The sequence below is a fragment of the Poseidonocella sp. HB161398 genome (assembly GCF_005870025.1).
GTDB lineage: Bacteria > Pseudomonadota > Alphaproteobacteria > Rhodobacterales > Rhodobacteraceae > Mangrovicoccus.
The window spans coordinates 1-24368 of sequence record NZ_VATA01000024.1 but is presented as its reverse complement, the minus strand read 5'-3'; the positions used below and the strand labels follow the sequence as shown (position 1 = coordinate 24368).

Annotated in this window: 23 protein-coding genes and 4 tRNA genes; 13 read left to right on the top strand and 14 right to left on the bottom strand. The window is 68.2% G+C overall.

The annotated features are described in order from the left end of the window. Nucleotides 1–24: 24 nt before the first annotated feature. The 5 genes from FGX59_RS18795 to FGX59_RS18775 form a co-directional block, all read right to left on the bottom strand. On the bottom strand, nucleotides 25–495 hold the full coding sequence (locus FGX59_RS18795; RefSeq protein ID WP_138468672.1) for a hypothetical protein: 471 nt from the start codon (nucleotides 493–495) through the stop codon (nucleotides 25–27). After that, entirely contained in the window at nucleotides 470–2896 is a 2427-nt protein-coding gene (locus tag FGX59_RS18790) for a hypothetical protein (RefSeq protein ID WP_138468671.1), read from the bottom strand. Before FGX59_RS18790 ends, FGX59_RS18795 begins: the two co-directional genes overlap by 26 nt. 3 nt (nucleotides 2897–2899) lie before the next feature. After that, on the bottom strand, nucleotides 2900–4753 hold the full coding sequence (locus FGX59_RS18785) for a hypothetical protein (RefSeq protein ID WP_138468670.1): 1854 nt from the start codon (nucleotides 4751–4753) through the stop codon (nucleotides 2900–2902). A gap of 65 nt (nucleotides 4754–4818) precedes the next feature. Continuing rightward, complete coding sequence (locus FGX59_RS18780) at nucleotides 4819–6057, bottom strand: tyrosine-type recombinase/integrase (protein ID WP_138468669.1); 1239 nt, start codon at nucleotides 6055–6057, stop codon at nucleotides 4819–4821. Nucleotides 6058–6221: 164 nt separating this feature from the next. Beyond that, complete coding sequence (locus FGX59_RS18775; protein WP_138468668.1) at nucleotides 6222–6482, bottom strand: hypothetical protein; 261 nt, start codon at nucleotides 6480–6482, stop codon at nucleotides 6222–6224. Between the two features lie 112 nt (nucleotides 6483–6594). Here FGX59_RS18775 and FGX59_RS37630 point away from each other — a divergent pair, with 112 nt between their 5' ends. Continuing rightward, nucleotides 6595–6756 carry a hypothetical protein gene (locus FGX59_RS37630; protein ID WP_171060714.1) on the top strand — a complete coding sequence of 54 codons (162 nt, stop codon included), beginning with the start codon at nucleotides 6595–6597 and terminating at the stop codon, nucleotides 6754–6756. Between the two features lie 3 nt (nucleotides 6757–6759). Here FGX59_RS37630 and FGX59_RS18770 read toward each other — a convergent pair whose 3' ends face one another. Continuing rightward, a complete protein-coding gene (locus FGX59_RS18770) occupies nucleotides 6760–7185 on the bottom strand; it encodes a SufE family protein (protein ID WP_138468667.1) in 426 nt (141 codons plus the stop codon). 113 nt (nucleotides 7186–7298) lie between these two features. Here FGX59_RS18770 and FGX59_RS18765 point away from each other — a divergent pair, with 113 nt between their 5' ends. Next, nucleotides 7299–7742: a hypothetical protein gene (locus FGX59_RS18765; RefSeq protein WP_138468666.1), complete on the top strand. Its 444-nt coding sequence runs from the start codon at nucleotides 7299–7301 to the stop codon at nucleotides 7740–7742. 59 nt (nucleotides 7743–7801) lie between these two features. Here FGX59_RS18765 and rnd read toward each other — a convergent pair whose 3' ends face one another. The 3 genes from rnd to purM all read right to left on the bottom strand — a co-directional run bounded on the left by rnd (nucleotide 7802) and on the right by purM (nucleotide 10663). Continuing rightward, nucleotides 7802–8956: a ribonuclease D gene (rnd, locus tag FGX59_RS18760; RefSeq protein WP_138468665.1), complete on the bottom strand. Its 1155-nt coding sequence runs from the start codon at nucleotides 8954–8956 to the stop codon at nucleotides 7802–7804. Nucleotides 8957–9026: 70 nt separating this feature from the next. Further along, nucleotides 9027–9620, bottom strand: a complete 594-nt coding sequence (gene purN, locus FGX59_RS18755) for a phosphoribosylglycinamide formyltransferase (RefSeq protein ID WP_138468664.1) — start codon at nucleotides 9618–9620, stop codon at nucleotides 9027–9029. Further along, nucleotides 9617–10663 carry a phosphoribosylformylglycinamidine cyclo-ligase gene (purM, locus tag FGX59_RS18750; protein WP_138468663.1) on the bottom strand — a complete coding sequence of 349 codons (1047 nt, stop codon included), beginning with the start codon at nucleotides 10661–10663 and terminating at the stop codon, nucleotides 9617–9619. Before purM ends, purN begins: the two co-directional genes overlap by 4 nt. A gap of 116 nt (nucleotides 10664–10779) precedes the next feature. On the opposite strand from purM, the gene FGX59_RS18745 reads away from it, so the two are divergent. Both FGX59_RS18745 and FGX59_RS37625 read left to right on the top strand, forming a co-directional pair. Then, nucleotides 10780–10855, top strand: a tRNA-Ile gene (locus FGX59_RS18745). A 222-nt stretch (nucleotides 10856–11077) separates the two neighbouring features. Continuing rightward, nucleotides 11078–11287, top strand: a complete 210-nt coding sequence (locus FGX59_RS37625; RefSeq protein ID WP_171060713.1) for a hypothetical protein — start codon at nucleotides 11078–11080, stop codon at nucleotides 11285–11287. A gap of 13 nt (nucleotides 11288–11300) precedes the next feature. Here FGX59_RS37625 and FGX59_RS18740 read toward each other — a convergent pair whose 3' ends face one another. Next, a complete protein-coding gene (locus tag FGX59_RS18740) occupies nucleotides 11301–12617 on the bottom strand; it encodes an ATP-binding protein (RefSeq protein ID WP_138468662.1) in 1317 nt (438 codons plus the stop codon). 72 nt (nucleotides 12618–12689) lie between these two features. Between FGX59_RS18740 and FGX59_RS18735 the strand changes: the two genes are divergently transcribed. The 5 genes from FGX59_RS18735 to FGX59_RS18715 all read left to right on the top strand — a co-directional run bounded on the left by FGX59_RS18735 (nucleotide 12690) and on the right by FGX59_RS18715 (nucleotide 16172). Next, a complete protein-coding gene (locus FGX59_RS18735; protein ID WP_138468661.1) occupies nucleotides 12690–13604 on the top strand; it encodes an MBL fold metallo-hydrolase in 915 nt (304 codons plus the stop codon). Nucleotides 13605–13674: 70 nt separating this feature from the next. Then, nucleotides 13675–13749, top strand: a tRNA-Asn gene (locus FGX59_RS18730). A 104-nt stretch (nucleotides 13750–13853) separates the two neighbouring features. Continuing rightward, nucleotides 13854–13928: transfer RNA gene (locus FGX59_RS18725), tRNA-Asn, on the top strand. Between the two features lie 440 nt (nucleotides 13929–14368). After that, on the top strand, nucleotides 14369–15682 hold the full coding sequence (locus FGX59_RS18720; RefSeq protein WP_255471605.1) for a DUF5930 domain-containing protein: 1314 nt from the start codon (nucleotides 14369–14371) through the stop codon (nucleotides 15680–15682). Further along, entirely contained in the window at nucleotides 15666–16172 is a 507-nt protein-coding gene (locus tag FGX59_RS18715; RefSeq protein WP_138468659.1) for a polymer-forming cytoskeletal protein, read from the top strand. Before FGX59_RS18720 ends, FGX59_RS18715 begins: the two co-directional genes overlap by 17 nt. 350 nt (nucleotides 16173–16522) lie before the next feature. Here the strand turns inward: FGX59_RS18715 and FGX59_RS37620 are convergent, their stop codons facing one another. From FGX59_RS37620 to FGX59_RS18700, 4 genes are all read right to left on the bottom strand, one after another. Continuing rightward, nucleotides 16523–16696 (bottom strand): hypothetical protein, encoded by a 174-nt coding sequence (locus FGX59_RS37620; protein WP_171060711.1) that lies wholly within the window; start codon nucleotides 16694–16696, stop codon nucleotides 16523–16525. A gap of 48 nt (nucleotides 16697–16744) precedes the next feature. After that, nucleotides 16745–17326, bottom strand: a complete 582-nt coding sequence (locus FGX59_RS18710; RefSeq protein ID WP_138468658.1) for a helix-turn-helix transcriptional regulator — start codon at nucleotides 17324–17326, stop codon at nucleotides 16745–16747. Nucleotides 17327–17496: 170 nt separating this feature from the next. Further along, nucleotides 17497–18150 carry a fructose-6-phosphate aldolase gene (gene fsa / locus FGX59_RS18705; protein ID WP_138468657.1) on the bottom strand — a complete coding sequence of 218 codons (654 nt, stop codon included), beginning with the start codon at nucleotides 18148–18150 and terminating at the stop codon, nucleotides 17497–17499. A gap of 1244 nt (nucleotides 18151–19394) precedes the next feature. Beyond that, on the bottom strand, nucleotides 19395–20210 hold the full coding sequence (locus tag FGX59_RS18700) for an alpha/beta hydrolase (RefSeq protein ID WP_138468656.1): 816 nt from the start codon (nucleotides 20208–20210) through the stop codon (nucleotides 19395–19397). A 138-nt stretch (nucleotides 20211–20348) separates the two neighbouring features. Between FGX59_RS18700 and FGX59_RS18695 the strand changes: the two genes are divergently transcribed. From FGX59_RS18695 to FGX59_RS18680, 4 genes are all read left to right on the top strand, one after another. After that, a complete protein-coding gene (locus FGX59_RS18695; RefSeq protein WP_138468655.1) occupies nucleotides 20349–21044 on the top strand; it encodes a DUF484 family protein in 696 nt (231 codons plus the stop codon). Continuing rightward, nucleotides 21041–21961, top strand: coding sequence for a tyrosine recombinase XerC (locus FGX59_RS18690; protein WP_138468654.1), 921 nt, complete (start codon nucleotides 21041–21043; stop codon nucleotides 21959–21961). The genes FGX59_RS18695 and FGX59_RS18690 overlap by 4 nt, the downstream gene beginning before the upstream one ends. An 80-nt stretch (nucleotides 21962–22041) precedes the next feature. Continuing rightward, a tRNA-Gly gene (locus FGX59_RS18685) sits at nucleotides 22042–22115 on the top strand. Between the two features lie 151 nt (nucleotides 22116–22266). Further along, the gene (locus tag FGX59_RS18680) at nucleotides 22267–23607 is read left to right on the top strand and encodes a DUF6538 domain-containing protein (protein WP_138468653.1); all 1341 of its coding nucleotides are present in this window, start codon (nucleotides 22267–22269) and stop codon (nucleotides 23605–23607) included. Nucleotides 23608–24368: the final 761 nt, after the last annotated feature.

The window sequence follows — 24368 nt, the reverse complement described above, 5'->3', positions numbered from 1 at the left end:
CGTGTCCGGGATCTCCGGCAGCAGTCATTCCTCCGGGCGGAGAGCCACCACCGTGCCGGCGGCGTCCCTTTTCGTTCGCAGACGCTCCAGATGCGCCTTGCATCGAAGCAACTCCTTCTCCGCCTTCTGGCGTTCCAGGAGGTGCCAGGCTGCGTGCTTCCGGGCGTCGTCGCGCTCCGCCTTCAGTTCGGCATTCTCGGCGCGCAGCCGCTTGATGACATCGTTCAGGTTGCCAGGCTCGACACCCTCCTGCCCTGCCGCTGCAAGGACACGGTTGCGTAAGGCGGGGAAGGCACAATTCTCCATGCCGATCAGCGTGCGGGAGCGTCCCGCCTCCTTGGCGACATTGGCGATGTTGACCTTGACCGGCTTGCCGCGCCTGAGCCGGTCGGCAAGATCGGGGTGCCGCGGCTTCCCGGCTTCGAGGCGGGCGAGCGCGTCGAGGATGTCGCGCTCGATGATGGATGGATCACTGCTGCGCCGGTGACGAGGCATCGCGCATCTCCTGCATCTGAAGGTCGACCCGCGCGTCGAGGGCAGCGATGTCCGAGCCGAGCTTGCGGCACAGCGCAGCGGCCTGACGGGCACGGGCGTTCATGATTTCACCATAGACTGTGTGCTCTTCGAAAGCTCCGGGGTCGCGCAGCGCGACCTGGCTCTCGACATAGCGGTCTTCCCAGAACGGCAGGTGCCAGCGCGCAATGGCGAAGGACGCGCAGCCGGCGCAGAGGCCCGGCGTCCGCGTCGCGTAGTTCGGGATCAGGTCCGGGCGCCACCGCGCAAGCTCGGCGGTCCCGGCTTCGGTGTGGCACGCCATTTCCGAGGCGCTGCGCGCCCCGCAGATGCCGTAGGGCTCGAAGAACATCCGGTTCAGCCCGGCCTCCTCGACATAGGCGAAGGCGGAGCGGTACGCCTCTTCCGTCGATGCGCCCGCGATCTCCGGCCCGAGGTCCTCCCGGATTTTCTCTTCAAGCCAGTCACCGTTGCGCCCTGCGAGAGCGACACCGCCCCGTGCGATCTCCAGCGTAGCCGCGGCCAGTTTCTGGCGCTTCACGTCGTTCATGTCGTCGAGCTGGAGAACGTGGCTCAGATACCCGCCATCGGTCATCGCGATCGACACGTGATGGTAATGGGCCTGCAGGACCGGCAGCATCGACGGGTCCGTCATATAGGCGAAATGGGCGAAGCTCTTGCGCCACTGGTGGCTCTTCAGGATGCGGCCATGGCTTTCCCGCCAGGGAACCAATTCCCGGTCCATCGTCTTTCGCGCCGCCTCGTCCGGCAGGCCGGTCAGGTCCACCCGGCTGGCCACGAATGTCCGCATGTTGTCCACGAGGTACTCACTTGTGACGCGGCTGACGCCGTTCTCGGCCTTCGGCAGGCCGCGTCTCGCGGAAAGGTTGACGAACAGATCATTGACGCCGAGCATCTGCCGGTAGGGCGCGAGGAGCCGATCGACGACCAGGATCGCAGTCACCGCCGGCGGCAGCTGGCCGGACCCTTTCGGCCGGTATCCGATCGTCCATTCCGCCTCGCGCGGCGTCTCCTCCGTCTTCGAGAGATCGGTCCGGACGATGAAGACCTCGGCGAGCCCGGTCACCGAGTCCCGGACCTGCACGCAGGACGGCAGTCCGGTCCCGGGATCGACCCCGGCCTGCAACCCGCAGACCTCGCTGATCCGGAAGCCCACGCTGGCCTGGATCACGACATGCGCCGCCGATGCGATCATCTTGACCAGCCGAAGGAGCGCGTCCATCGGGCCGACGAACGGGCAGGAAAGCCCCTCGCGCCGCGCGCGCTCGTCCAGGAGCGCATGCAGTTCCGGAGAGGAGGACAGGAAGACTTCATGTCCCGGCGGACAGCCCATCGCCAGTGCGATCTTCCGGGTATCGACGTGCTTGTGTCCCCCGACGGGAATCGACGGCAGGGCGTCGCAGGCGTCGAGATAGCGTGCAAGCGCCCGCGTCATGCCGGCGCGCATGTTTTGGTCCCAGGCCGCCGGATCCAGAGGCGGATGCCAGGGCGCGCCATCCGGTTCCGAGAACCGGAACGCCTCGGCTGCCGCGCGCTGGAGCTTTTTGCCGTTATTTCGGATTGTATGAGCACTCAGACCCTCCACCTCTGCCGAGGCGAAGGCTTGCGCGCAAAGCGCCTGAAGCCGGAGAACGTCCTCGGCCGGGGTGCCCAGCATCCGCATTGCCGTATTCAAAATGGGCAGACCGACTTCATTCGGCACCGGCCGGTAGGACCCCGCCGCGATCGCGCCGATCTCCCTGAACACGGCAATCACGCCACGCCGGCCGAACGGCGCCTCCGGCATCGGCGCGATGCCCGCCCGCTCCAGCGCATGACGCTGGCGCCAGACGAGGCCGAAGATGTTCAGACGCTTGCAGGCCACGGATTCGGTCAACGCCCCGTCATCGCCCTCCTCTTCCGCCAGGGTCCGCAACTCGTCGACATATTCTTCGATCAACGGTCGCGTCATCCGGGACGGCCAGAGCACGCCGCGATCCACGCACCAGGGCACGACCGCGCGCAGCCCGGAGCCAAGGGGGCCGAGGCTTCCCGGCTTCAGCCGGCCCGCCCCGTCGCCCGGCGCCGCGAAGGCCGACCAGACCAGGCGCCGCAGCCAGTCGAGCAGATCGGCGTTCCCCGGGTCGCACAGGTTCGATCCATCAGGCAGATCGAGGTCCCAGGAGATGCCGCTCTGGCTCCGTTTCACGCCCCGCGTCGTGTTGTCGAAGTTCCACCGCCGGTCCCCCCAGCGGCTGCGGCTGGAAACCTGCCTTTCGGGCAACATGTCGCGGGGCAGCAGATGCAACGGGAGCGCGGCGCTGGCCTCCAGAATGGCGTCGGTGGTCCCGGTTCCGGGGATGGCGCTGCGGACAGGCTTCATGGGTCAGCTTACGATCGGCAGGGTGATCCGCAGCCGGCGGGCGGCGTCCATCACCGGCTGCGGGACATGCGCGAGGAGCGCGTCGAGGTCCGCCAGGACCGGCTGCCATTTCTGCCGCCATTGTTCGGCCGACACCCGTCCCATGCTGGCCGCGATGATCGCCGCGCGCAGAGAGAGATGCCGCGCCACCGGCTCATCGCTGGCCAGATCGGCCGCCATCAGCGGGCAGGACGGGCACTCGCCATAGGCGGTGCAGAGCGCGCCGGAGCGCTGTCCCGGCCGCGGGCTGTGAAAGGGATCGAGGCAGAGGAAGCCCGGGGTCGCCGCGGCCTGACGGCCATTCGCGCCGAGGCCACGGGGGTCGATCACGCCCCGGGTTTCGGCCATGCGATGGTAGAGAACCTGGGTCTCGCCGATCCGGTCCTGGCCTTCCTTCCGCACCCAGTCGGAGGTGTAGAAGGTCCGGGTTGTCTGCGGGCTTTGATGCCCCATCTGCTCCGCCTGCGCGAACAGGCCGTACCTGCGCCGGGTCTCATCGCCGCCGGTGGCCCGAATCATCTTCAGCGAGAAGGGGGTGAGGCCGTGCGCGGCAATGAAACGCCCCAGCGCCCCTTTCCACATCGTGTCGACGGACGGTCCCATTGGGTGCTGAAACGCCTTGGCGGCGGACCCGCCCTGGATCGGCGCGGCGACGAAGAGGCGACGGCTGTGCCCGGGGTCTGCGACGATGGCCCGGGTGCGGGCGGTGAGGCGATCGAGGATGTCGAGAAGGTTCCCCAGCCCCAGCGGCACCCCGGCTTCGTCCGGCAGCCGACAGCTGACGACGTCCTCCGTCTCGTCATGGGTGCTGGTCTGCGTCCGCGACGATCGGGGCTTCTGCCCGTGGAAAATCACCACGTCTTCCTCGTGGCTCGGGGTGATCGAGTCCCAATCGAGCGAGAGCAAGGTATCGGGATTGAACACCGTCTTGAATGCGAGCAGCAGGATGAACGGCACCAGATCGTCCGCGCTGTTGTAAAGCGTCTCGCGGATGGCGGTCATTCCGTGCAGGAACTCCACTTTACGGCCGAGGTCCGGATCGAGGCGATGCAGGTCGTCCAGTGTGGCCAGGCGGTCGGGGAAAGCCTCTTCGATGCGCGCGGCGCAGACCGGGATCCGGCTGTGATCCGGGGCAATTCCCGCAAGGCGCGCCTCCTCCAGCTCGCTCCGGCCGATGGCCAGCAGATCCGCGTTGCGATCGAGCCGCGCCTCGATGCCTCTGACCGCTGCGAGACAGGCCGTTATGATCCGGTTGACCTCCTGCGGGAGGATGATTTCGGTGGGGACTGTCTTGCGCGACCGCCCCGACCAGGGATTTTTCGGCATCCCCGAGTGATAGATCAGCCGCTTCGCCGGTTCTGCCCGATCTGGGTGATCCTCCAGCGCATGGAGGCAGGCCTTCACCGCACCAAGCGCATAGGACCGTGTCGAGGGCGCCCAAGGCTGTCCCGAGGATTTCGGCGCATCCAGAAAGCGCAGGAATCCTGTCCAGAAAGCCTCATCGATTGCCTCCGGCGTCACAGCGGCGGTGCAGGTCGCAAGAAAGGCGCCAAGGCCACGGAGGAGATTCCCATGAGTGTCAGATCGGGAAGTCGCCGCAACCCCAATGGCCCATCCACGGAACCCCTCGGCAATCAGCTCCGCGAGGTCGGGATGGCGCAGGAAGACCGTGAAGCAATAGATTTCCGGCGACTTCCCGCCGGGGATGACCACCCTCAGTCGCGACGCCCCTGACTCAGGATCGGCCGAGCGGTCGATCCGCGCATGCAGCAGCTCGCGGACCGCGGGCAGATCCGTCGCAGTGTCGTCGATGCCCAACCCTGCGCGGGCCTGCGCCTGCGCGAGTACTGAGGCAACCGGACTCGTCTTCCCGCGCTGCGCCACTACGATAGCCCCTTCAGCTGCATCCCCTTTCCGGGGCTCGCCCAGACACTGACATGCTTGAGGTAAATCTCCATGGTCGTCGCAAGCTTGAGGTGACCGAGCTGGTGCTGGATGTATTTCCAGCGATAGGACTCATCGTGTCCTGCCGCCCGCAGCGCATGCCAGGTCATCACCGCGTAGGTGTGCCGCAGGCAGTGGTCGCTGAACATCGCGGCAGCCTCAGCACTCTCCTCGCCGGTCTCCGGATTGATCTTCCGCCGCTTTTCCACGAGCATGGCGCCGCAGCACGCTCGGTGCATGAGCTTCTCAACGCCGCCTTTAGTCATGGGGAATCCAGCCCTGGCCGACGAGGTCGATGCGTTGAGCAGCAGCTGGGCCTCGCGCGCGGTTCTCCCCCGTCGGCGCAGGTCGTCCTTTCGCTCTCCTTCAATATATGCCTGGATGTCCTCGACCAGCCACACGGGGACGTCAACCTGACGTATCCTGCCCCCTTTGCCCAGCACCTGCACCTTGTGGTGCGGCTGAGACCCGTCCGGCGTCATGGCCAGGAAGGGATATATCGTCAGGCCGAGCTTTTCGCTCATCCGGAGGCCAACAGCCCAGCCGAGATCGAAAACGATGCGGTCACGGGCCAGCCCGGGACTGTCGGCTGTCCGCTCGGACGGCCGTGGCCCAACCCACGCCAGCAAAAGATCAAGTTGCCTGCGCGACAGGACACGCACCTTGTCGGCAGACCCTTTCGGCATCAAGCCATTCGGCCGCCCCAGCGAAGAACTCCCCTTTCGCGTGTGCGCCAGCGCATCCTCATCGATCGGAGCCTGCCGCGACAAGCTGCCAACGCGCTCCGCCACCAGAGGCTCGAGCATCCATCCTTGGCCAAAAGAATAGTCGAAGTACGAAAAGATGAAGGCGAGCCTAGTGCGAACCGTCCCTGGCGAATATCGCTCGCCTGTATGCGGCGAGATCGCGCCCAAGTAGGCGTCTCGATACCCCGCCAGGTCATCGCGCGTCGCGTCGCGCCAATCCAGATTCAGCGCATCACACCACTCGAGCCAGTTGACCAGGGCGCGGGCGGCAGCCTCCCAAGTGTTCCGCGAGCGCGAATTCGGGACAACCTGCATGTTGAGCCACTGGCAAGCCGGCTCATCAAGCGTGCCGTCAACCCAAATCGCGGGATGCCCAGCACTCATGCTGCCCACCCCGTCAGGAGCTAAAAAGACAGAAATTGACTTGTTCATGCCGCATCCTGACCGCGCCCAAAGATGCTGTCATTCTGAAATAATAAAATTCCTTTAGTCAATGGTTTCTTCTCTCAAATGGACATTTTTTCCAATAGTACAATAAATTTCGAGCAACCCGACGTCGGCGGGACTATCCCTTTGAGAACAAGGTGACCGTCAGCTTATGGGTCAGTATGCATAACATGCTCGCAGCCGCGATAGGGATTGACCGAGCGGTCGAAGCCGATATCGGGCGAGCGGTTGCGGGTGAGGATCTTGCGCGCGTCCTCATGCACAACATGGGTCCGCAGGAAGGGCAGATCCTCGGGGATGTCCCAGCCGTCATTGAAGGGCACATGCGCCAGCGTCTCGAAACGCGGCGTGTCATTCGTGGCCGCCCCGCGGCCGCGGCGCCGTCCCGGCGCGATGTCATGTCTGCGCATGCTGTTCTCCATGCCGCGAAACATGGAACATTACCGGAACATTTACAAGATGCGGCGCTTGGCCCCTGGCAGGATGCGGCGCCCTGCCCCATCTGGGAGGCAGGAGGATCCGATGCCGCTGAAACAGTTCCTGATCGTTCTCGGGCTCGCCATCGCCGCGGCGAGCGTGACCATCGCGCTGGCCTGGGCTTTCTTCGGCGCGCTGCCGGGCTCGGCCTTCGCCGTCGCCCTGCCCCTGACCATCGCGCTGGCGCTGGCCGTGCCGCGGCGGTGAGACTCAGGCGGCGACGGCCGCCGCCTGCTCGCGGATGCGCTGGACCATGGCGCGCACGCCGTTCGAGCGCTGAGCGGAAAGATGCTCGTCGAGGCCGAGCCGTGCCAGTTCCGCATGCGCATCAACCTTCAGCACCTCGCCGGCCGGAAGCCCGGAATAGAGCGCGTGCAGCACCGCGATCAGCCCGCGCACGATCATCGCGTCGCTTTCGCCCTTGAAGCTGTAGATCGCCCCGGGCCCGCTGCCCTGGATCTCGGGATGCAGCCAGACCTGGCTGGCGCAGCCATCCACCTTGGTCGCCGGGACCTGCAGCGCCGGGTCGAGCCCGTCCATCGCCTTGCCCAGCTCGATCACATGGCGGTAGCGGTCCTCCCAGTCATCGAGGAACTCAAAGGTTTCCGCAATCTCTTCGAACGCTTCGCTTGCCATTCCGGCCTCCATCTCGATCGGCCGAGAGGTAGGGGTTTTCCGCCCCTGCGTCCAGTGCGTCGCAAGGTCCGAAGCGGCTTCCCCCCTGTCCGGTTTTGGGCTATCGGACTGGCATGACACGCATCCTGACGACCCGCCGCGCCACTCTCCTGTCGCTTGCTGTCCTCGGTCTGGCCGGGGCCTGCGGCCGCGAACCGCCCAAGACGCTGGAGCCGGAAGGCGGCTATCCCCCGCTGGTCTCCGACGACCGCCAGCTGATCGGCGCCGTCGACAGCATGACGGTGGAGCCCACCCCGGGCGGCGTGATCGTCACCGCGACCGGGCGCGTCATCCCCGGCTACTGGGACATCGCCCTGGCCGCGCCCGCGGGGCCGCGCGCCGTGCCCGACGAGATCCGCCTGGAATTCCGGGTGCGCCCGCCCCTGACCCCGCCGCCCGCCGGATCGAGCCCGACCCAGCAGGTCAGCGCCGCGCGCTTCATCAGCAATCCCGAGCTTGCCGGGGTGCGCATGATCATCGTCGAGGGCGCCACCAACAACCGCAGCAGCCGCCGCTGAACATGCCAAGGGCGCCCGCAGGCGCCCTTTTCCGTCCGGTATGATGCGGGAGCCGGGCGTCAGAGCTCGACGATGCGCACCCCGCCCTCGGAGGCCGAAAGCGCGATCCGGCCCTCGCAGAGCCGAAGCGCATCCTCGCCGAAGACCGACCGCCGCCAGCCCTTCAGCGCCGCCAGGTCGCGCTCGCCCGAGGCGATCGCATCCAGTTCGGCCGTGGTCGCGATCAGCTTCTGCGCGACGCCCGACCCTTCGGCCTTGGCCTTCAGCAGCACGCGCAGCAGTTCCGCCAGCGCCTGGTTCACATTCGCCTTGTCGGCCTCGGCCTTGCGCGGCGCCGACTCGGGCGGCAGCTCCATCCCGGCTTCGACCGCGGCAAGGATGCCGTCCGCGATGTCGCCCTTCCTGGCCTCGCGCAGCAGCAGCCGCGAGCGCGACAGGTCGCCCGCATTCTTCGGCTTGGTCGAGGCCAGCTCCAGCAGCGCGTCATCCTTGAAGACCCGGCTGCGCGGGATGTTGCGCTCCTGCGCGAAGCGCTCGCGGAACTCGGCCAGCGTCGCGACGACACCCATGAACTTGCCGCTCTGGGTGCGCGTCTTGACCCGCTTCCACGCCTCTTCGGGGCGCGAGATATAGGTCTCGGGATCGGTGAGGACCTTGATCTCCTCTTCGACCCAGCCCTTGCGCCCGGCCTTCTCCAGCTCGGCGGAGAGGTATTCGTAGATCACCCGCAGATGGGTGACATCGGCCAGCGCATAGACCTGCTGCGCCTCGGTCAGCGGCCGGCGGCTCCAGTCGGTGAAGCGCGAGGACTTGTCGAGGCTGGCCTTGGCGATGCGCTTGACAAGGGTCTCGTAGCCCACCTGCTCGCCGAAGCCGCAGACCATCGCCGCGACCTGGGTGTCGAAAAGCGGCTCGGGGATCACCCCGCCGTCATGGAAGAAGATCTCGACATCCTGGCGGGCGGCATGGAAGACCTTCACCACCGCGGTGTTGCGGCAGAGCGCATAGACCGGCTCCAGGTCGATCCCTTCGGCCAGCGGGTCGATCAGCACGGCCGAGTCCTCGTCCTCGCCCGGATAGGCGATCTGCAGGAGGCAGAGCTTCGAGTAGTAGGTCCGCTCGCGGAGGAATTCCGTATCCACCGTCACGTAGGGGTGCTGGGCGGCCTGGTCGCAGAATTCGCGCAGCTCTTCCGTCGTGGTCAGGGTCTTCATCAGGCGTTTCTTCTTTGCATTCTGAGGGCTTGGCACAATGGCCAAGGATGCGGCGCAGGTCCGCGAGATGTCAAGTGAGCGTGAAGCGGCGGTGATCGCCTTCGGCAAAGCGGCGCAGGGCCGCCGGATAGAGCCGGTGCTCCATCGGCAGGAGCCGCTCCGCCAGGCTCTCGGGCGTGTCGCCGGGCAGGACCGGCAGCTGCGCCTGGCCGAGGATCGGGCCGCCGTCGAGTTCCAGCGTGACCTCGTGCACGGTGCAGCCATGTTCGGCATCCCCGGCCTCGATCGCCCGCGCATGGGTGTCGAGCCCGCGGTATTTCGGCAGCAGCGAAGGGTGGATGTTCAGCATCCGCCCCTGCCAGCGGGTCACGAAGCCTTCGGTCAGCACGCGCATGAAGCCGGCCATGCAGATGATGTCGGGATCGGCCGCTTCCAGCACGCGGGTCAATTCGGCCTCGAAGGCCGGGCGGTCCTTGCCGAAGGGCCGGTGGTCGACCACCGCGGTCGGGATGCCGCGCGCCGCGGCCTTCTCCAGCCCGCCGGCATCGGGCCTGTTCGACACGACCAGGCAGGGCCGCGCCGGATGGTCGCCGGTCATCGAGTCGGCAAGGGCCACCATGTTGGAGCCCCCGCCGGAGATCAGGATCGCGACGCGCTTGCTCAAGCGAGGGTCCCTTCGTAGGTGACGCCCTCGCCCGCGGTCACGGTGCCGATGCGGGCGACGGTCTCGCCCTCGGCTTTCAGCAGCGCCTCGATCTCGTCCGCGCGATCGGCCGCGACGGCAACGACCATGCCGATGCCGCTGTTGAAGGTCTTCAGCAGCTCGGACTGCGCCAGCCCGCCTGCCTGGGCCAGCCAGGCGAAGACCGGCGGCAGCGTCCAGGCGCCGAGGTCGATGGAGACGCCCAGCCCCTCGGGCAGCACCCGCGGCACGTTCTCGGTCAGCCCGCCGCCGGTGATATGCGCCAGCGCATGCACGCCGCCCGCCGCGATCGCGGCCTTGAGCGGCTTGACATAGAGACGGGTCGGCGTGAGCAGCGCCTTGCCCAGCGGCGCGCCGACGAAGGGCGCCTGGTCGTCCCAGGAAAGCCCGGCCGACTCGACGATCTTGCGCACCAGCGAATAGCCGTTGGAATGGACGCCGTCCGAGGCGAGGCCCAGCAGCACGTCGCCCTCCGCCACGTCCGCGGGCAGATGCGCGCCGCGCTCCATCGCGCCGACGGCGAAGCCCGCCAGGTCGAAATCGCCGGCCGGGTACATGCCCGGCATCTCGGCCGTCTCGCCGCCGATCAGCGCGCAGCCCGACAGTTCGCAGCCCTTGGCGATGCCTTCGATCACCTGGGTCGCGGCCTCCAGCTCGAGCTTGCCGGTGGCGAAATAGTCGAGGAAGAACAGCGGCTCGGCACCCTGGCAGATCAGGTCGTTGACGCACATGGCGACGAGGTCGATGCCGACGGTGGAGACATGGCCGGTATCGATCGCGAGGCGCAGCTTGGTGCCCACGCCATCGGTGGCCGCCACCAGGATCGGGTCCTGGTAGCCCGCGGCCTTCAGGTCGAAGAGCGCGCCGAAGCCGCCGAGGCCCGACATGGTGCCCGGACGGGCCGTCGCCGCGGCCGCGGGCTTGATCCGCTCCACCAGCGCATTGCCTGCCGCGATATCGACCCCTGCCTCGGCATAGGTCAGCCCGTTCTTTCCGTCGCTCATGTCCGTGATCCTTCGCTGCGCGGGCTCCGCCTATAGCAGTCCCGGCAACAGTGCAATCGTCTCGCGTCCTGCGACCCCTTGACGCCGCCCGCCGGTCTGCTAGCCATTTCCGCGGCGGGCCTGTAGCTCAATGGTTAGAGCAGAGTGCTCATAACACTTTGGTTGGGGGTTCAAGTCCCTCCGGGCCTACCAATCCGTCCCCGTCCGCCGCGGCCGCCGAGTCTCCGGATGGCACGCCCTGCCGGTGAAAGCGTTTCCTCCATGCAACTTTTGCGGGCAATCCCGCCCGAAGTTTCGGCACGGCCCGCGGAGGCTGCCCGCCGGGCGCCGTGTTAACCATCTGCTGGTTTGCCGGACGTAGCGTTTCGGCAGAGACCGGGCCCTGGGAGGACCTGGGTTCCGATGGAGATGACCATGGTTTACCTGCAGCTCGTACTATTTTCCCTGCGCCAGCTCAGCGCGCTCGGCATGTGGCAGTCCGGCGCCGAACTCGGCGGCAGCGAAGAGCTCCGCCGCCGCGCCGACCGCCACCGCCGCCTGCAGGTCGCCGCCGCCGAGGCGCTGCGCCGCCAGCTGCGCCAGGATCTCGCCCGCCTGCCCCTGCCCGGCCTGGCCGAGCGCTGAGGCAGGCCAGGCGCTAGCGGGCCAGTACCAGCTCCGCCAGCAGCCCGCCATGCGCCGCGCTGCTGCCGAGACGCAGCTGGCCGCCATGGCTGCGGGCGATATCCGCGGCGATCGACAGGCCCAGCCCCACCCCCGGAAGGTTCTGGTTCCGCGCCGGATCGAGCCGGGCGAAGGCCTTCACCGCCTCGTCATGCTGTGCCTCGGGAATGCCCGGCCCCGCATCCTCCACCCGGATCGTCAGCGAATTCCGCCCCGCCTCGAGGCTCAGCCAGGCATGGCTGCCATAGCGCACCGCATTCCCCACCAGGTTGTCGAGCGCGCGGCGCACCGCCATCGGCCTGAGCTGCACCGGCCCCGTCTCGTCGCAATGCCCCAGCGTCACCGGCTGCCCCGCCCGCTCCGCCTGGGCGGCGATGTCGCGCAGCAGCTCCGCCGCGTCGACCGGCTCGGCCGCCTCCAGCGCGTCGCCGCGAGCGAAGGCCAGGAACTCGTTGACCAGCCGCTCCATGTCGGCGACGTCGCGGATCAGCGCCTCGGTCTCCTCGGTCTCCTCCATCAGCCCCAGCTCCAGCCGCATCCGCGTCAAGGGCGTGCGCAGGTCGTGGCTGATCCCCGAGAGCATCAGCGTGCGGCTCTCGATCTGCCGCTCGATCCGGTCGCGCATGTCGAGGAAGGCCAGCCCCGCCATCCGCACCTCGCGCGCGCCCGAAGGCTTGTAGGCCGCGTGCCGCCCCTTGCCGAAGGCCTGCGCCGCCGCCGCAAGCCGGGTGATCGGCTTCAGCTGGTTGCGCAGGAAGAGATAGGCGATCAGCGACATCAGCAGCCCGGTGAAGACCATCAGCACCAGCAGCTGGTGCGGGTTCGCGGCCGAGACCCGCTGCCGCGGGAAGCGCAGGTCGACATTGCCGTAGCGCGTCGGCACCCGCATGTGCACGCTGCTCTTCGAACGGATGAGGTCGACGGCCAGCGTGTCGGGCAGCCCCGCGCGCAGCGCCTCGATCACCGGCCCGCCGGCCAGGTCGTACCAGTGGTAGCCGTCCTGCATCTCGCCGCGCGCCGGGATCGTCACGCGGATCTCCAGCTCGGGGCCGAGATCGCGGGCGACGAGCCGCGCCGCGGCCAGGGTCGGCGCGTCGGAGATCTCGTCGAGCAGGTAGTCGATCTCCAAGAGCAGCCCCTCGGTCATCTGCGCCGTGACATCGTCGACATGGCGCTGGATGAAGACGATCGAGACGACCAGCTGGAGGATGACGACCGGCAACAGGAGAATGAGCGTCGCGCGCCAGGCAAGCGTCTGCGGCAGATAGGGTTTGAGACTGAGGCGCTTCATGGCCTAGCTCTAGCAGAAGCTCCCGCGGCAGGAAGCTGCAAAACGCGAAAGGCACGTGACGGCATGGGCGGCATGACAGAGATCGAGGCATTCGACCCGGTTCCCGGCAGGGCGGAGGAGCTGGCCCCGGGCATCCGGCGCATCCTGGCGCCGAACCCCTCGCCGATGACCTTCCGCGGCACCAACAGCTACCTGCTGGGGCGCGGGCAGCTGGCGCTCGTCGATCCCGGGCCCGACGACCAGGCGCATCTGGGCGCGCTGATGGCGGCGCTCGGCGGGCGGCCGCTGTCAATGATCCTCGTCAGCCATGCGCATCGCGACCATAGCGGGCTCGCCCCGGCGCTGGCCGCCGCCACCGGCGCGCCGGTCCTGGCCTTCGGCGGACCGTTCTCGGGGCGCAGCGAGACGATGAAGCGGCTCGCCGCGGTCGGCGCGCTCGGCGGCGGCGAGGGCGTCGATGCCACCTTCCGCCCGGACCGCTGCCTTGCCGACGGCGAACGGCTCGATCTCGACGGCTGCCCGCTCGAGGCGCTGCACACGCCGGGGCACATGGGCAACCACCTGGCCTTCGCCTGGCGCGGCGCGCTCTTCACCGGCGACCTGGTGATGGGCTGGGCCAGCTCGCTGGTCTCGCCGCCCGATGGCGACCTTGCCGCCTTCTACCGCTCCTGCGCGCGGCTGCGCGCGCGGGGCGAAACCGTGCTCCATCCGGGCCATGGCGCGCCGGTCGCCGACCCCGCCGCGCGGATCGATGCGCTGGTCGCCCACCGCCGCACGCGGGAGGCGCAGATTCTGGACGCGCTGGCCGCCGGACCGGCCGCCATCACGGCCCTGACGGCCCGGATCTACCACGATACCGACCCCGCCCTGCACCCTGCCGCGGCACGCAATATCCTGGCCCATCTGGTTGAAATGACGGAAAGAAACCTGGTCCTGGCAGAGCCCGCCCTGGCCCCGGATGCACGGTTCTCGCTGCGGCACGCGTAAAAATGCGACTTTCGCCCGAAATCCCTCTTGCACCCCCCCGAGGGCTTGGTTAGACAGCCCTCCACAGCGTTCCGGCGTAGCTCAGCGGTAGAGCAGTTGACTGTTAATCAATTGGTCGTAGGTTCGATCCCTACCGCCGGAGCCAAATCAGCCTGACTGGTTTGGAGCTGTAGATGCCCCAGGCATCACCCACCAGAGACGGGAAGCAGATGGCGCTTTCCGGCCTCCCGGACCCAGGGTCCGACATGTTCCGGCGTAGCTCAGCGGTAGAGCAGTTGACTGTTAATCAATTGGTCGTAGGTTCGATCCCTACCGCCGGAGCCATCCTCCTCCCCCACGCGATCCGAAAGACCCGCTGACCCGCCCCGCGGGTGCGCGTTGCGGCGATTCCTCCACAGGTACGATCCTACCCGGCCCGGCGCGGGCTGCCACTTCGGCAGGCAGTCTGCGGATCCGCGCCCCCGCAGCACGACCGGAGGCCGATGTTGCTGCATTGCAGCATGGCACGAGGCTGCTCTGTCCGGTTAACCAACTGAATTCCCCGGTTTTGACCCGACCTTTCCCGGACGGCACGGCGCGTCGCTGCACCCAGGGGCCGAGTCGGCTCAATCGGCAAGTTCTTGCCGATTTCGGCCCCAATATATCAACATCCGGCCCTGCGACGCATCTAGATATTGCTGCCCCGGTAATCAGCCGTTATGCGTCCGGCCCGAGCATCACGAGCATGTCAAGTCGAGAAAGTCCGACCAGCAAGGAGTGTGTTGATGAAGACGCTCAATCTAGAAAACGCGTCCAGACAGCAGCGGTCGGGCCTATTTTCCGAAAAACGGATCTTCCTGAAGTCCGATGGCGGGACCCGGTTCGTCCGATTGCGATCGCGGGACCAGGTCCTGGCCTGGGCGGGCGGCATCATGCTCGTCGGCTGGTCCGTGACCGCCACCGCGCTGGTGACCGTGCAGTTCCTCCAGGGCGCCGCCACCCGCGAACAGGCCGAGGCCGACCGCGCCGTCTACGAGACCCGGATCAACGCCCTGGCCGCCGAGCGCGACAGCCGCCACATGGAAGCCCTCGCCGCGCAGGAGCAGTTCGCCACCCTCCTCGGCCAGCTCTCCACGCTCCAGACCCGCATCTTCGACGCCGAACTGGCCGCCAAGGAGAAGTCGGACGAGACCGAGATGCTCCGGCAGAAGCTGCGCACCGCGCAGGCCGGGCTCGACAATGCCACGGAGCGCCTCGCCTCGATGGAGAAGGGCGAAGCCGCGGATGCCGCAGACAATGCCGCCATCGCGCTGATGACCAACGCGCTGGGAGACATGGCAGAGGAACGCCAGGCTCTGGCCGACCAGCTGTCCCGCAACGAAGCGGAGCTGGCCGACCTGAACCTGACCCTGCGGCTCGAGGACGAGAAGAACGACCGCATCTTCGCCAAGCTCGAGGATGCCGTGACGGTCTCGATGGAGCCGCTCGACAAGGTCTTCGCCAAGGTCGGGCTGAACCCCGACCAGCTGATCGACACGATGCGCAACCGCTATGACGGCAAGGGCGGCCCGCTGGAGCCGATCTCGATGTCGACCAGCGGCGAGGCCAGCCCCGAGACGACGCGGGCGAACAACATCCTGACCCACATGCAGACGCTGAACCTGTACAGCATGGCGATCGACGCGCTGCCGATGGCGATGCCGATCAACGTCAAGTACCGCGAGACCTCGCCCTTCGGCTATCGCCGCGACCCGATCCGGGGCGGCGGGCGCATGCATGAGGGCGTCGATTTCGCCGCCGCCTACGGCACGCCGATCCATGCCACGGCCGACGGGGTGGTCACCCATGCGGGCTGGATGAACGGCTACGGGCGGCTGGTGACCATCCAGCACGAATTCGGAATCGAGACGCGCTACGGCCACATGTCGAAGGTCAACGTGAAGGTCGGCCAGAAAATCTCCAAAGGAGACGTGGTCGGTGCTATGGGGAGTTCAGGCCGTTCCACTGGCACGCACCTGCACTATGAGGTAAGAGTCGGCGGCAAGGCGACCAACCCCATGACCTATATCACGGCAGCAAGAGATGTTTTCCAAGAATAAACTGACTGACCAGGCGCCGAAGCCGCCGACCGATTCCGACAAGCCGCATTCAGAGGTGCAGGGCTCGGCCGCGATGACCAGTCCGGTGCCCGCCGCGCCCGCCCCCAAGGCCCCTGCCTCGGTCCTGTCCTCGGATCTGACCGTGATCGGCAATGTCCGGACCGCCGGCGACATCACCGTGCAGGGCAAGGTCGAGGGCGACATCCGCGCCCAGCTCCTGACAGTCGGCGAAGGCGCCGTGGTCTCGGGCGAGATCGTCGCCGACGACGTCGTCGTCAATGGCCGCGTGATCGGCCGCGTGCGCGGCCTGAAGGTCCGCCTGACCTCCACCGCGAAGGTCGAGGGCGACATCATCCACAAGACCATCGCGATCGAGGCCGGCGCCCATTTCGAGGGCTCGGTGCAGCGCCACGAGAACCCGCTGGCCGAGGCCAAGGAAGCGCTGCCGCCGCCCCCGAAGGCCCCCGAACCGCCCGCCGACCAGGGTTGATCCGGCCGGCAGGCTGCCATGGACGGGCGTGCGGCTTCCGCGCGCCCTTTTTCGTGCCGCCTTCTTGCGCGCATGCCGGAGGCCCCCTGCCGCGGCAATCGCGCTATGCGGGAAAACCGGCGGGAAAATTCGCCCTCCGACCCCCTGACATTGATCTCGATCAATGAGGACGCAACGTTCTCTCCGGTATCAGCCTGTATCGGACGGTCCCGGAGGGAGACATGACGGCGAGCGCCTCGCTGGCGTGGCCGGGACCGCACCCGATCGCCGGAGCGCGGCCCTGTGGCCGGACCGGCAGGGATTGCGGCAGGCGGCCCCCTGGGCTGGCCTGCCCGCCCGCCCCCGGCCTTCTAGTCGCTGTCGATGCACTCCGGATCGAAGGGCAGATCCGCAAGCTCGCGCCCGCTCATCCGCGCCAGGTCGGGATGGGCCAGCGGATCGCGCCGCGCCGCCGTCTCCGCGGCTTCCGCCCGGGCCTGCCGCCAGCGGCGGCGCCACCCTGATATGATCTGCCAGAACGCCATGGCCGAGCGATAGCGCGCGGCCCGGCCTGCGGGCAGGGGCTGAATATCTTATGCAGCCCGCGCCGGACCCCGCCGCCCGTCCCGCACCAGCCGCGCCATCGTGCCGTTCGACAGCGGCATGCGCGTCCAGACGATCACCCCCTCGTCGATCCGGCCGAGCCTGCAGACATGGGCGCCGGTCTCGACCTCGAGCTCCGCCGTGGCGCGGTCGTACCAGCCGATCCCGGCCAGGCTCAGCTCGGCACGGGCAATGCCCTCGGAGGCGGCCGGCCAGAGCGAGGTGCCCTGCAGCCGGTCGAAGCCGTGGCGCCAGCTGGCGAGCCGCCCGGGCGAGGCGGCCAGCAGCCGGTGGGACAGGTCGCAGACCAGGTGCACCGGCTCGCGGGATTGAGAGACCAGCGCCAGGAGGGCCCGGTCGGCCGGGCCGTCGGGACGCGCGCCGAGCAGCCGGCAGAGCCGTTCCTGCTCGCGCTGCGAGGGCTGGGTGATCCCCGCCTCCCAGCGCGACACCGTGGCCTGCGAGACGCCGAGCGCCTCTGCCACCGTCGCCTGCTTGACGTCGTTCACCCGCCGCCAGCGCCGGAGCGACCGGCCGGTGAGCGAGGGGCAGACTGTCAGGTCGATCTCCATCCGGGCCTCCTCTGCCGTTCCGGCGCGATCCTAGCCGGCATGGCCCCTCCGGGGAACACCGCGCCGCGCAGGCCCGGCCCTGCGCCGCTCCGGGCTTGACGGGCGCCGCGCATGAAAAAGGGCCGGCGCCACGGAGGCCCGGCCCTGTCGCGTCTGCAGATCCAGCCGGATCAGAGGATCTTCTGGCCGGTCTTCTCGATATCGGCAAGGAAGGCCGCCAGGCCCTTGTCGGTCAGCGGATGGCTGGCCAGCGCCTTGATCACGGAGGGCGGCGCGGTGATGACATCGGCGCCGATGCGCGCGCTTTCCGCGACATGGTTGGCCGTGCGGATCGAGGCCGCGAGGATCTGGGTCTCGAAGCCGTAATTGTCATAGACCTCGCGGATATCCGCGATCAGCTCCATGCCGTCGAGATTGATGTCGTCGAGCCGCCCGACGAAGGGCGAGATGAAGGTCGCGCCCGCCTTGGCGGCCAGCAGCGCCTGGTTCACCGAGAAGCAGAGCGTGACATTGACCATCTTGCCCTCGCCCGAGAGCACCTTGCAGGCCTTCAGCCCGTCCCAGGTCAGCGGCACCTTGACGGTGATGTTCGGCGCGATCTCGGCGAGCTTGCGGCCCTCGGCGATCATCTTGTCGGCTTCGGTGGAAACCACCTCGGCCGAGACCGGCCCCTCGACCAGGGCGCAGATCTCCTTGGTCACTTCGAGGATGTCGCGGCCCGACTTCATGATCAGCGACGGGTTGGTGGTCACGCCGTCGACCATGCCCAGGTCGTTCAGTTCGGCGATCGCGTCGATATCGGCGGAATCGACAAAGAATTTCATGCGCTCTCTCCTTTGGCCTCCCCCCAAGGGGTCCCCGCCCTGTTAACGCAAACAGGGCAGCGGGGGGAGTCCCTGCGCTGATAGGCCGCCCGCGTCCCGAGGGAAAGCTGCTTTCCGCGCCCCAAGCTCCGGACCACCCGGTCAGGCGGCCGCGATCATGTGCCAGAGCGGCATGCGGGCCCCTCGCCCCGGGCCGCCACAGCGCTCCCTCCGGACGGTTTGCCCGCTTTCCGGAGGCGCCCGAACGTCGCCCCGGCAATGCCCCTGCTCTACCCGGCGGCAGCGACGGCGCTTCCCGTCCCGGCTGGCCCGTCCCGGGGCGCCAGCCCGGCAGGGACGGCCAGCAGCAGCCGGTGATTGAGGCGCCGGGCGGAACCGATCCTGCATCCCGGCCGGACGGTACCCGCTTGGCGCAGGCCCGGCCCTGACGGGCGCCGCCATGGAGCACAGGACGGGGGACGGGACCGCTTCGCGTCCGGAGAAGGACGGGGACCGCTGGCTGGCCGACGCCCTCTGCCGCCCCCCGGAGCCGTCATGGCCTGAAGATCACCGTGGCGGCCGCCAACGGGAAGACGCGCGGATCTCGCCCGCACCGGCTCGCCGATCCTCCGGACGACCGGACGGGACGGAGAACGTCCCCAGCCCGAGAGCACCGGCGCCCCCATTCGATCCGAAGGCGCCGCGTGGCCTGCAGGATTGCCACCCTGAGGCAACGCCTCGACGGGAAGCGGACCCCCGATTGCCAATGAACCCAATGCTCACTCGCCATGCCGCCCGGAGCGATGGCGCTCCATGGCACGCGCCGCCCATCCTCCCGTGGCGGGGCGGCCGGCCAGGTCGCCGCACCCCTGCTGTTGCCCGTCCCGGCGCGGCATTGCCCGGCAATGTCCTGGGAAGCTGGCCCGCTGTCAGCGAGACGCTCGCCGGGCGGCTGCACCTGACGGTACCGGCAGGCAACGTGGCGCCCATGCGCCCCGCTCCGGGGAAAACGCGCTCCCTGAGCGCTGACTGATCCTCGCCGCGGGCCGACCCGGCCGCCGGCCCGCATTTTTCCGGGCGGACCGTCCTCTGCGGGTCACATGCAGCTAGAACGGCGGTCGAGCCCGGGCCGCGGCCGTCCGTGCCACCAAGCGCGCAGGCCTCCAGGCGACAGCGCAGAGAACGGACAGGACCGGGCTTCAGCCAAACAGGACCCGTCTCGGGGGCGGTCCCGGATCACGCGGAGCCGGAACCCCCAGAGCCCCCTAGGACGCTCCCGCCTCCAGCCGCCGGTCCATCCAGCCCAGGGCCAGGTCGCTCCAGACCGCGTGGCTGCCCGCCCGGTCGCGCAGCGCGAAGCCGTGCGGCGCGCGGCCGAAGACATGGGCGTCGACATCGAGCCCCGCCTCCGCCGCCGTCTCCACCAGCCGCAGCGCGTGCTGGACCGGCACCGAACGGTCGCCGAGCGCATAGGCCAGGAAGAGCGGGATCCGCGGCACCGCTTCGGGATGCGCCGCCAGCCCGACCGGCCAGGCATCGTAGAAGGCCTGCTTCTGGGCCGGCGGATAGTCCGGCTTGCCCGCCGGCACCTTGTGGTCGCGGTGATTGGCATTGAGCGGCGCATAGCCGATCAGCGCCCCGGCCGCCTCGGGCGCGTGGCAGGCCAGCACCCCGGCCAGATGCCCGCCCGAGGAGAGCCCCAGGATGAAGAGCGGCAGCGGCGGCAGCTCGGCGAGATGCCCGAGCGCCGCCAGCCCGTCCTGCAGCGCGATCTCCGCGGGCCAGGCGCCCCCGGCCCCGTCGGGCTGGCCCGGCAGGCGGTGGACCAGCAGATGCGCCTCGATCCCCGCCGCAGCGAGCCAGAGCGCCACCTCGCTGCCCTCCTTGTCGTACATCAGCTTCGTGTAGCCGCCGCCCGCCAGCACCAGCGCCCGCGCGCGCGGCGCGCCCGCAGCGGCGAAGCGGTGCAGCTCGGGCCGGGTGATCCCGGCCAGCACCCGGTCGGGCCAGGCGCCCTCCTCGCGGTTCGCGGCGCCCTCCCCCAGGGCCAGGATATCGGGGCGCGGCAGATCGTTGGACATGGGTTACTCCTCCCTCGGGCGATCGTGACCGGCCGACCCTAGCCGCCCTCCGCGCCGCCGTTAAGGGATCCGAGATTCCCATGCGGCGGAAAATGCGCTAGCCTCGCGGCAAAGAAGAAGCCCGAGGCACCAGAGCAGATGACCCAGATCGACACCGCACCGGCCGTCAAGCCGGATGTGCGCGACCAGATTCTCTCCAACCCCAGCGCCGTGCTCGAAGATCCCGAGCTGATCGCCGCGCTGATCTCGGCCGATGACGGCCGCCGCGGCGGCAATGTCGTCGATCTGCGCGGGCTGGCGATCTCGCGGCTCGAAGAGCGGCTGACCCGGCTCGAAGGCACCCATCAGAGCGTGCTCTCCGCCGCCTATGACAATGTCTCCACCACCAGCCAGGTGCACCGCGCCGTCCTGGCGATGATCGCGCCCCTGCAGCTCGAGGCCTTCCTCGACTGCCTCGGCAGCGACGTGGCCGACATCCTGCGCGCCGCCTCGATCCGCATCCTGGTCGAGGGGCGCATGCCGATCGAGCATCCGGTGCTGGTGCCGGTCGGCGCGGGCGACATCGCCCGCTACATGGACCTCTGGCGCTCGGGCCGCACGCTGCCGATCGTCCTGCGGCGGGTGCCCGCGGAGATGCCGCAGCTGCATGACGAGCGCCATGGCAAGGTGCGCAGCGAGGCGCTCTTCCGGCTGGAGCTGGGCGACACCGCGCCCGCGGCGCTGCTGGCGATCGGCGCGGCCGCGCCCGACCAGTACCTGCCGAGCCACGCCACCGACCTGCTGGAGCTCTTCGGCCGCGTCTGCGAGCGGACGCTGCGCGGGCTGATCTCGTGATCGGCCTGCCCGCGGCCACGCGCGACCTGCTGGAGCGCTGGCTGACCTCGCTGAAGGCGCTGGACGACGCCTCGGACGCGACCATCACCGCCTATTCGGGCGATCTGCGCGACTACCTGGGCTTCATGGCCGGCTATCTGGAGGGCGGCGCCGCCCCGGCCGAACTGCGCCGGGTCGACCTGACGGCGATGCGCGCCTGGCTGGCGCACGAGACCGGCAAGGGGCTCTCGGCACGCTCGCGGGCGCGCGCGCTCTCGGCGGTGAAGAGCTTCTACAACTGGTGGTCCGAGCGCGAGGGCTTCGACCCGACCGCGGTGCTCTCGACCCGCTCGCCGCGCTATACCCGCAAGCTGCCGCGGCCGCTGACCGAGGACGCCGCCAGGGCCGTTCTGGAGACGGTGGAGCTGCAGTCGCGCGAGCCCTGGGTGGCGGCGCGCGACGTGGCGGTGGTGACGCTGCTCTATGGCTGCGGGCTGCGCATCTCCGAGGCGCTCGGCCTCGATGCCGGACAGGCGCCGCTGCGCGACAGCCTGCGCATCCTCGGCAAGGGCGGCAAGGAACGGGTCGTGCCGGTCCTGCCGGTGGCCCGCGAGGCGGTCGAGCGCTACCGCCGCCTCTGCCCCCTCGACCTCTCCCCCGGCGGACCGCTCTTCCGCGGCGCCAAGGGCGGCGCGCTGAGCCAGAGCGCCATCCAGAAGGCGATCCGCGCCACCCGCATGCAGCTTGGCCTGCCGGCCACGGCGACGCCCCACGCGCTGCGCCACAGCTTCGCCAGCCATCTGCTGAACCGCGGCGGCGACCTGCGCACCATCCAGGAGCTACTGGGCCACGCCAACCTGTCGACCACCGAGGCCTATACCTCGCTCGACGCGGCGCGGCTGATGGATGTCTACCGCGACGCCCATCCGCGCGGCTGAGACGGCCTGCAGGGCATTGCGATGCCCTGCACAATCCCGCTTGACGGCCTCCGCCGGGGCTTGTATCCGGTGGCTCCGAGGCGGGTGTAGCTCAATGGTAGAGCAGCAGCTTCCCAAGCTGACGACGAGGGTTCGATTCCCTTCACCCGCTCCATCGGATTCATGCGCTGTGAACAATAATATAGAATAAAAACAGCCGCTTGACCTGCGAATTCCGCGAAACTTGACCTTCCCGGAGTTCCAATTCCCGTAACAAATCCCGTAACATTCGACTTGACCGCGAGCCCCGCGCTGCGACTATTCCGATGTCTGAATACAACGGGGTCGCGATGCCGAAATCACGCAAGGCCCCCGGCGTCACCTTCGACCGGGGACGGTACTACTGGGTCAAGCGGGTCCCCAAGGCAATGGCCGGACTTGTGCTGGGGGCGGATGGCCTGCCGGTCAATTTCGTGAGGATTGCCCTGCATACCGACAGCCTCGCCGAGGCGAACGTAAAGGCCGGGGACGTGGCGAAACGCATTGCCGCCGAGTGGGAAGCCCTGGCAGCTGGCAAGACCGGCAACGCGCGCGAACACTATATGGCCGCACGCCGCCTGGCGGAAGCAAGGGGCTTTGCCTACGTACCGCTCGACGCGCTGGTGGCACCGGGCGCCGATCCGAAAGAGGTCATCCGAAGGACCATGGCCGCCGCTGCGGAGATCGGCAGACCCGCTGTCGCTAGTGCAATCCTTGGCACCGTCCCAGCCGCCCTTCCGAACATGAAAGGGCTATGGGCCGAGGTTCAGGAGCTGTCCAAGGCAGACCACCGCCACAAGAGCGCAGCGCAGCTTGAAAAATGGCGCAATCCCAGGACCCGCGCCCTGGACGAATGGGAAGAGATTACCGGCGACCCGCCAATCGACCAGATCACCAGGGCGCAGGCCCTCGCCTTTCGGAAATGGTGGGCGGAGCGGATCACCGCGGGCGGGCTGACGCCGCAATATGCGAACAAGATGTTCGGCCATCTGTCGGCCATCTTCGCGACCTACGCCCGCGCCCATGACCTAGATATCGCCAACCCCTTCCGGGGGCTAAACCTCAAGGAAGCGCCCGAGAACAGGCGCCCACCCTTCTCGCTGCCTTGGGTACGCGACAAGCTTCTGGCGCCTGGTGCCTTGGGGAACCTGAACCAGGAGGCTCGTGATGTCCTCTTGGTGATGGTCAATACTGGCGCGCGCCCTTCCGAGGTCACCGACGCCCCTGCCGAGGACTGGCGTGTCGAAGCCCAAATCCCCCATCTTGTGATTGCAGCGAATGGCCGCGAATTGAAGGTCGGCCACACCGCCCGGGAGATCCCGCTTCTTGGCGTTTCCCTCGAAGCCGCGAAACGACTGGCAAGCGCTGGGGGCTGCACCCGGTATCATCACAAGGCGTCTGGCTGGTCCGCGCTGGTGAATAAATATCTTCGCAACAATAGCCTCGTGGAGACACCGCAGCATTCTGCCTATTGCCTGCGCCACTATGTGGAAGACCGGCTCTTGATGACCGGTGCGGATGACCGTGTGCGAGCTGACATCATGGGCCACGACTACAAGCGCCCCCGCTATGGCGAAGGCGGCGCACTTGAGGGACGCCGGAACGCACTTGAGCGAATTGCCCTCTAGCGCTCGGCGCCGACGACGCGATATTTTCCGACAAAGCGCAAGCCCATGCTGCACCAATCACCCTCACCGTTTACGTTCAGACCTAGTCACGGTCACCGCCCGTTGCGCGGTGACAATTGAGCCCTGAACAACGTCGTCTCCGCTATGGTGGGGTCGATAATGCAATCTGCAGCTATTCCTATTGCATGGTATTCGACCGGTCTCGGCCCTTCGCCATCAGTCGCGACGACGCCGCACTCGCGACGCCTTCAGCGGACATCGATGGGAAACAGACTGGCAGCACCGCGGTGAAGCCTAGTCGGTAATTTGCAGAAGCGGCAGGTCGCACCGGTCAGCAGTTGGAAAGTTCCAACCAGGCCGGGGCACCCCAGCCCAGCTACTCGCGGCCGGTCCTGCCAACATTCACAGAGCTTAGGAAGTAGTCGCTCAAAATCCATAGGCCCTCGTGCCCGGCATTGATGCCGCTCTCTCCAGGCCGGTCACTCACGACCTGGAAATGCTGCCTAGCGGCGCGCCGGAGACCGGCCGTTTGCCGCTCCTCAGCACCCACTACCGGTCGAGCTCACCCTTAGCGCACATAACGGACGCTCGCCGTTCAGCCGCCAACTGGTTGGGTCGGCCCTCTGCGGACTTTCACCAGGTTCGGCCTCGCTGCGGCGCAGCCGCCCGAACCCGATGGGGTGGATGGCTCCTGCTCCAACCGGCGTCGCAATGCGCCATAGTGCAGTTGTCGTGACTGCTATGAGAGGAGCCACCCAATG

What these genes read in the sequence shown, in the direction of transcription:
- FGX59_RS18680 (WP_138468653.1), top strand. Translation starts at nt 22,267, where the DNA reads ATGTCTGAATACAACGGGGTCGCGATGCCGAAATCACGCAAGGCCCCC.
- FGX59_RS18780 (WP_138468669.1), bottom strand. Translation starts at nt 6,057, where the DNA reads ATGAACAAGTCAATTTCTGTCTTTTTAGCTCCTGACGGGGTGGGCAGC.
- FGX59_RS18715 (WP_138468659.1), top strand. Translation starts at nt 15,666, where the DNA reads ATGTTTTCCAAGAATAAACTGACTGACCAGGCGCCGAAGCCGCCGACC.
- FGX59_RS18795 (WP_138468672.1), bottom strand. Translation starts at nt 495, where the DNA reads ATGCCTCGTCACCGGCGCAGCAGTGATCCATCCATCATCGAGCGCGAC.
- FGX59_RS18765 (WP_138468666.1), top strand. Translation starts at nt 7,299, where the DNA reads ATGACACGCATCCTGACGACCCGCCGCGCCACTCTCCTGTCGCTTGCT.
- FGX59_RS18740 (WP_138468662.1), bottom strand. Translation starts at nt 12,617, where the DNA reads ATGAAGCGCCTCAGTCTCAAACCCTATCTGCCGCAGACGCTTGCCTGG.
- FGX59_RS18735 (WP_138468661.1), top strand. Translation starts at nt 12,690, where the DNA reads ATGACAGAGATCGAGGCATTCGACCCGGTTCCCGGCAGGGCGGAGGAG.
- FGX59_RS18775 (WP_138468668.1), bottom strand. Translation starts at nt 6,482, where the DNA reads ATGCGCAGACATGACATCGCGCCGGGACGGCGCCGCGGCCGCGGGGCG.
- FGX59_RS18720 (WP_255471605.1), top strand. Translation starts at nt 14,369, where the DNA reads ATGAAGACGCTCAATCTAGAAAACGCGTCCAGACAGCAGCGGTCGGGC.
- FGX59_RS18695 (WP_138468655.1), top strand. Translation starts at nt 20,349, where the DNA reads ATGACCCAGATCGACACCGCACCGGCCGTCAAGCCGGATGTGCGCGAC.
- FGX59_RS37620 (WP_171060711.1), bottom strand. Translation starts at nt 16,696, where the DNA reads ATGGCGTTCTGGCAGATCATATCAGGGTGGCGCCGCCGCTGGCGGCAG.
- FGX59_RS37625 (WP_171060713.1), top strand. Translation starts at nt 11,078, where the DNA reads ATGGTTTACCTGCAGCTCGTACTATTTTCCCTGCGCCAGCTCAGCGCG.
- FGX59_RS37630 (WP_171060714.1), top strand. Translation starts at nt 6,595, where the DNA reads ATGCCGCTGAAACAGTTCCTGATCGTTCTCGGGCTCGCCATCGCCGCG.
- rnd (WP_138468665.1), bottom strand. Translation starts at nt 8,956, where the DNA reads ATGAAGACCCTGACCACGACGGAAGAGCTGCGCGAATTCTGCGACCAG.
- FGX59_RS18700 (WP_138468656.1), bottom strand. Translation starts at nt 20,210, where the DNA reads ATGTCCAACGATCTGCCGCGCCCCGATATCCTGGCCCTGGGGGAGGGC.
- FGX59_RS18770 (WP_138468667.1), bottom strand. Translation starts at nt 7,185, where the DNA reads ATGGCAAGCGAAGCGTTCGAAGAGATTGCGGAAACCTTTGAGTTCCTC.
- fsa (WP_138468657.1), bottom strand. Translation starts at nt 18,150, where the DNA reads ATGAAATTCTTTGTCGATTCCGCCGATATCGACGCGATCGCCGAACTG.
- FGX59_RS18790 (WP_138468671.1), bottom strand. Translation starts at nt 2,896, where the DNA reads ATGAAGCCTGTCCGCAGCGCCATCCCCGGAACCGGGACCACCGACGCC.
- FGX59_RS18710 (WP_138468658.1), bottom strand. Translation starts at nt 17,326, where the DNA reads ATGGAGATCGACCTGACAGTCTGCCCCTCGCTCACCGGCCGGTCGCTC.
- purM (WP_138468663.1), bottom strand. Translation starts at nt 10,663, where the DNA reads ATGAGCGACGGAAAGAACGGGCTGACCTATGCCGAGGCAGGGGTCGAT.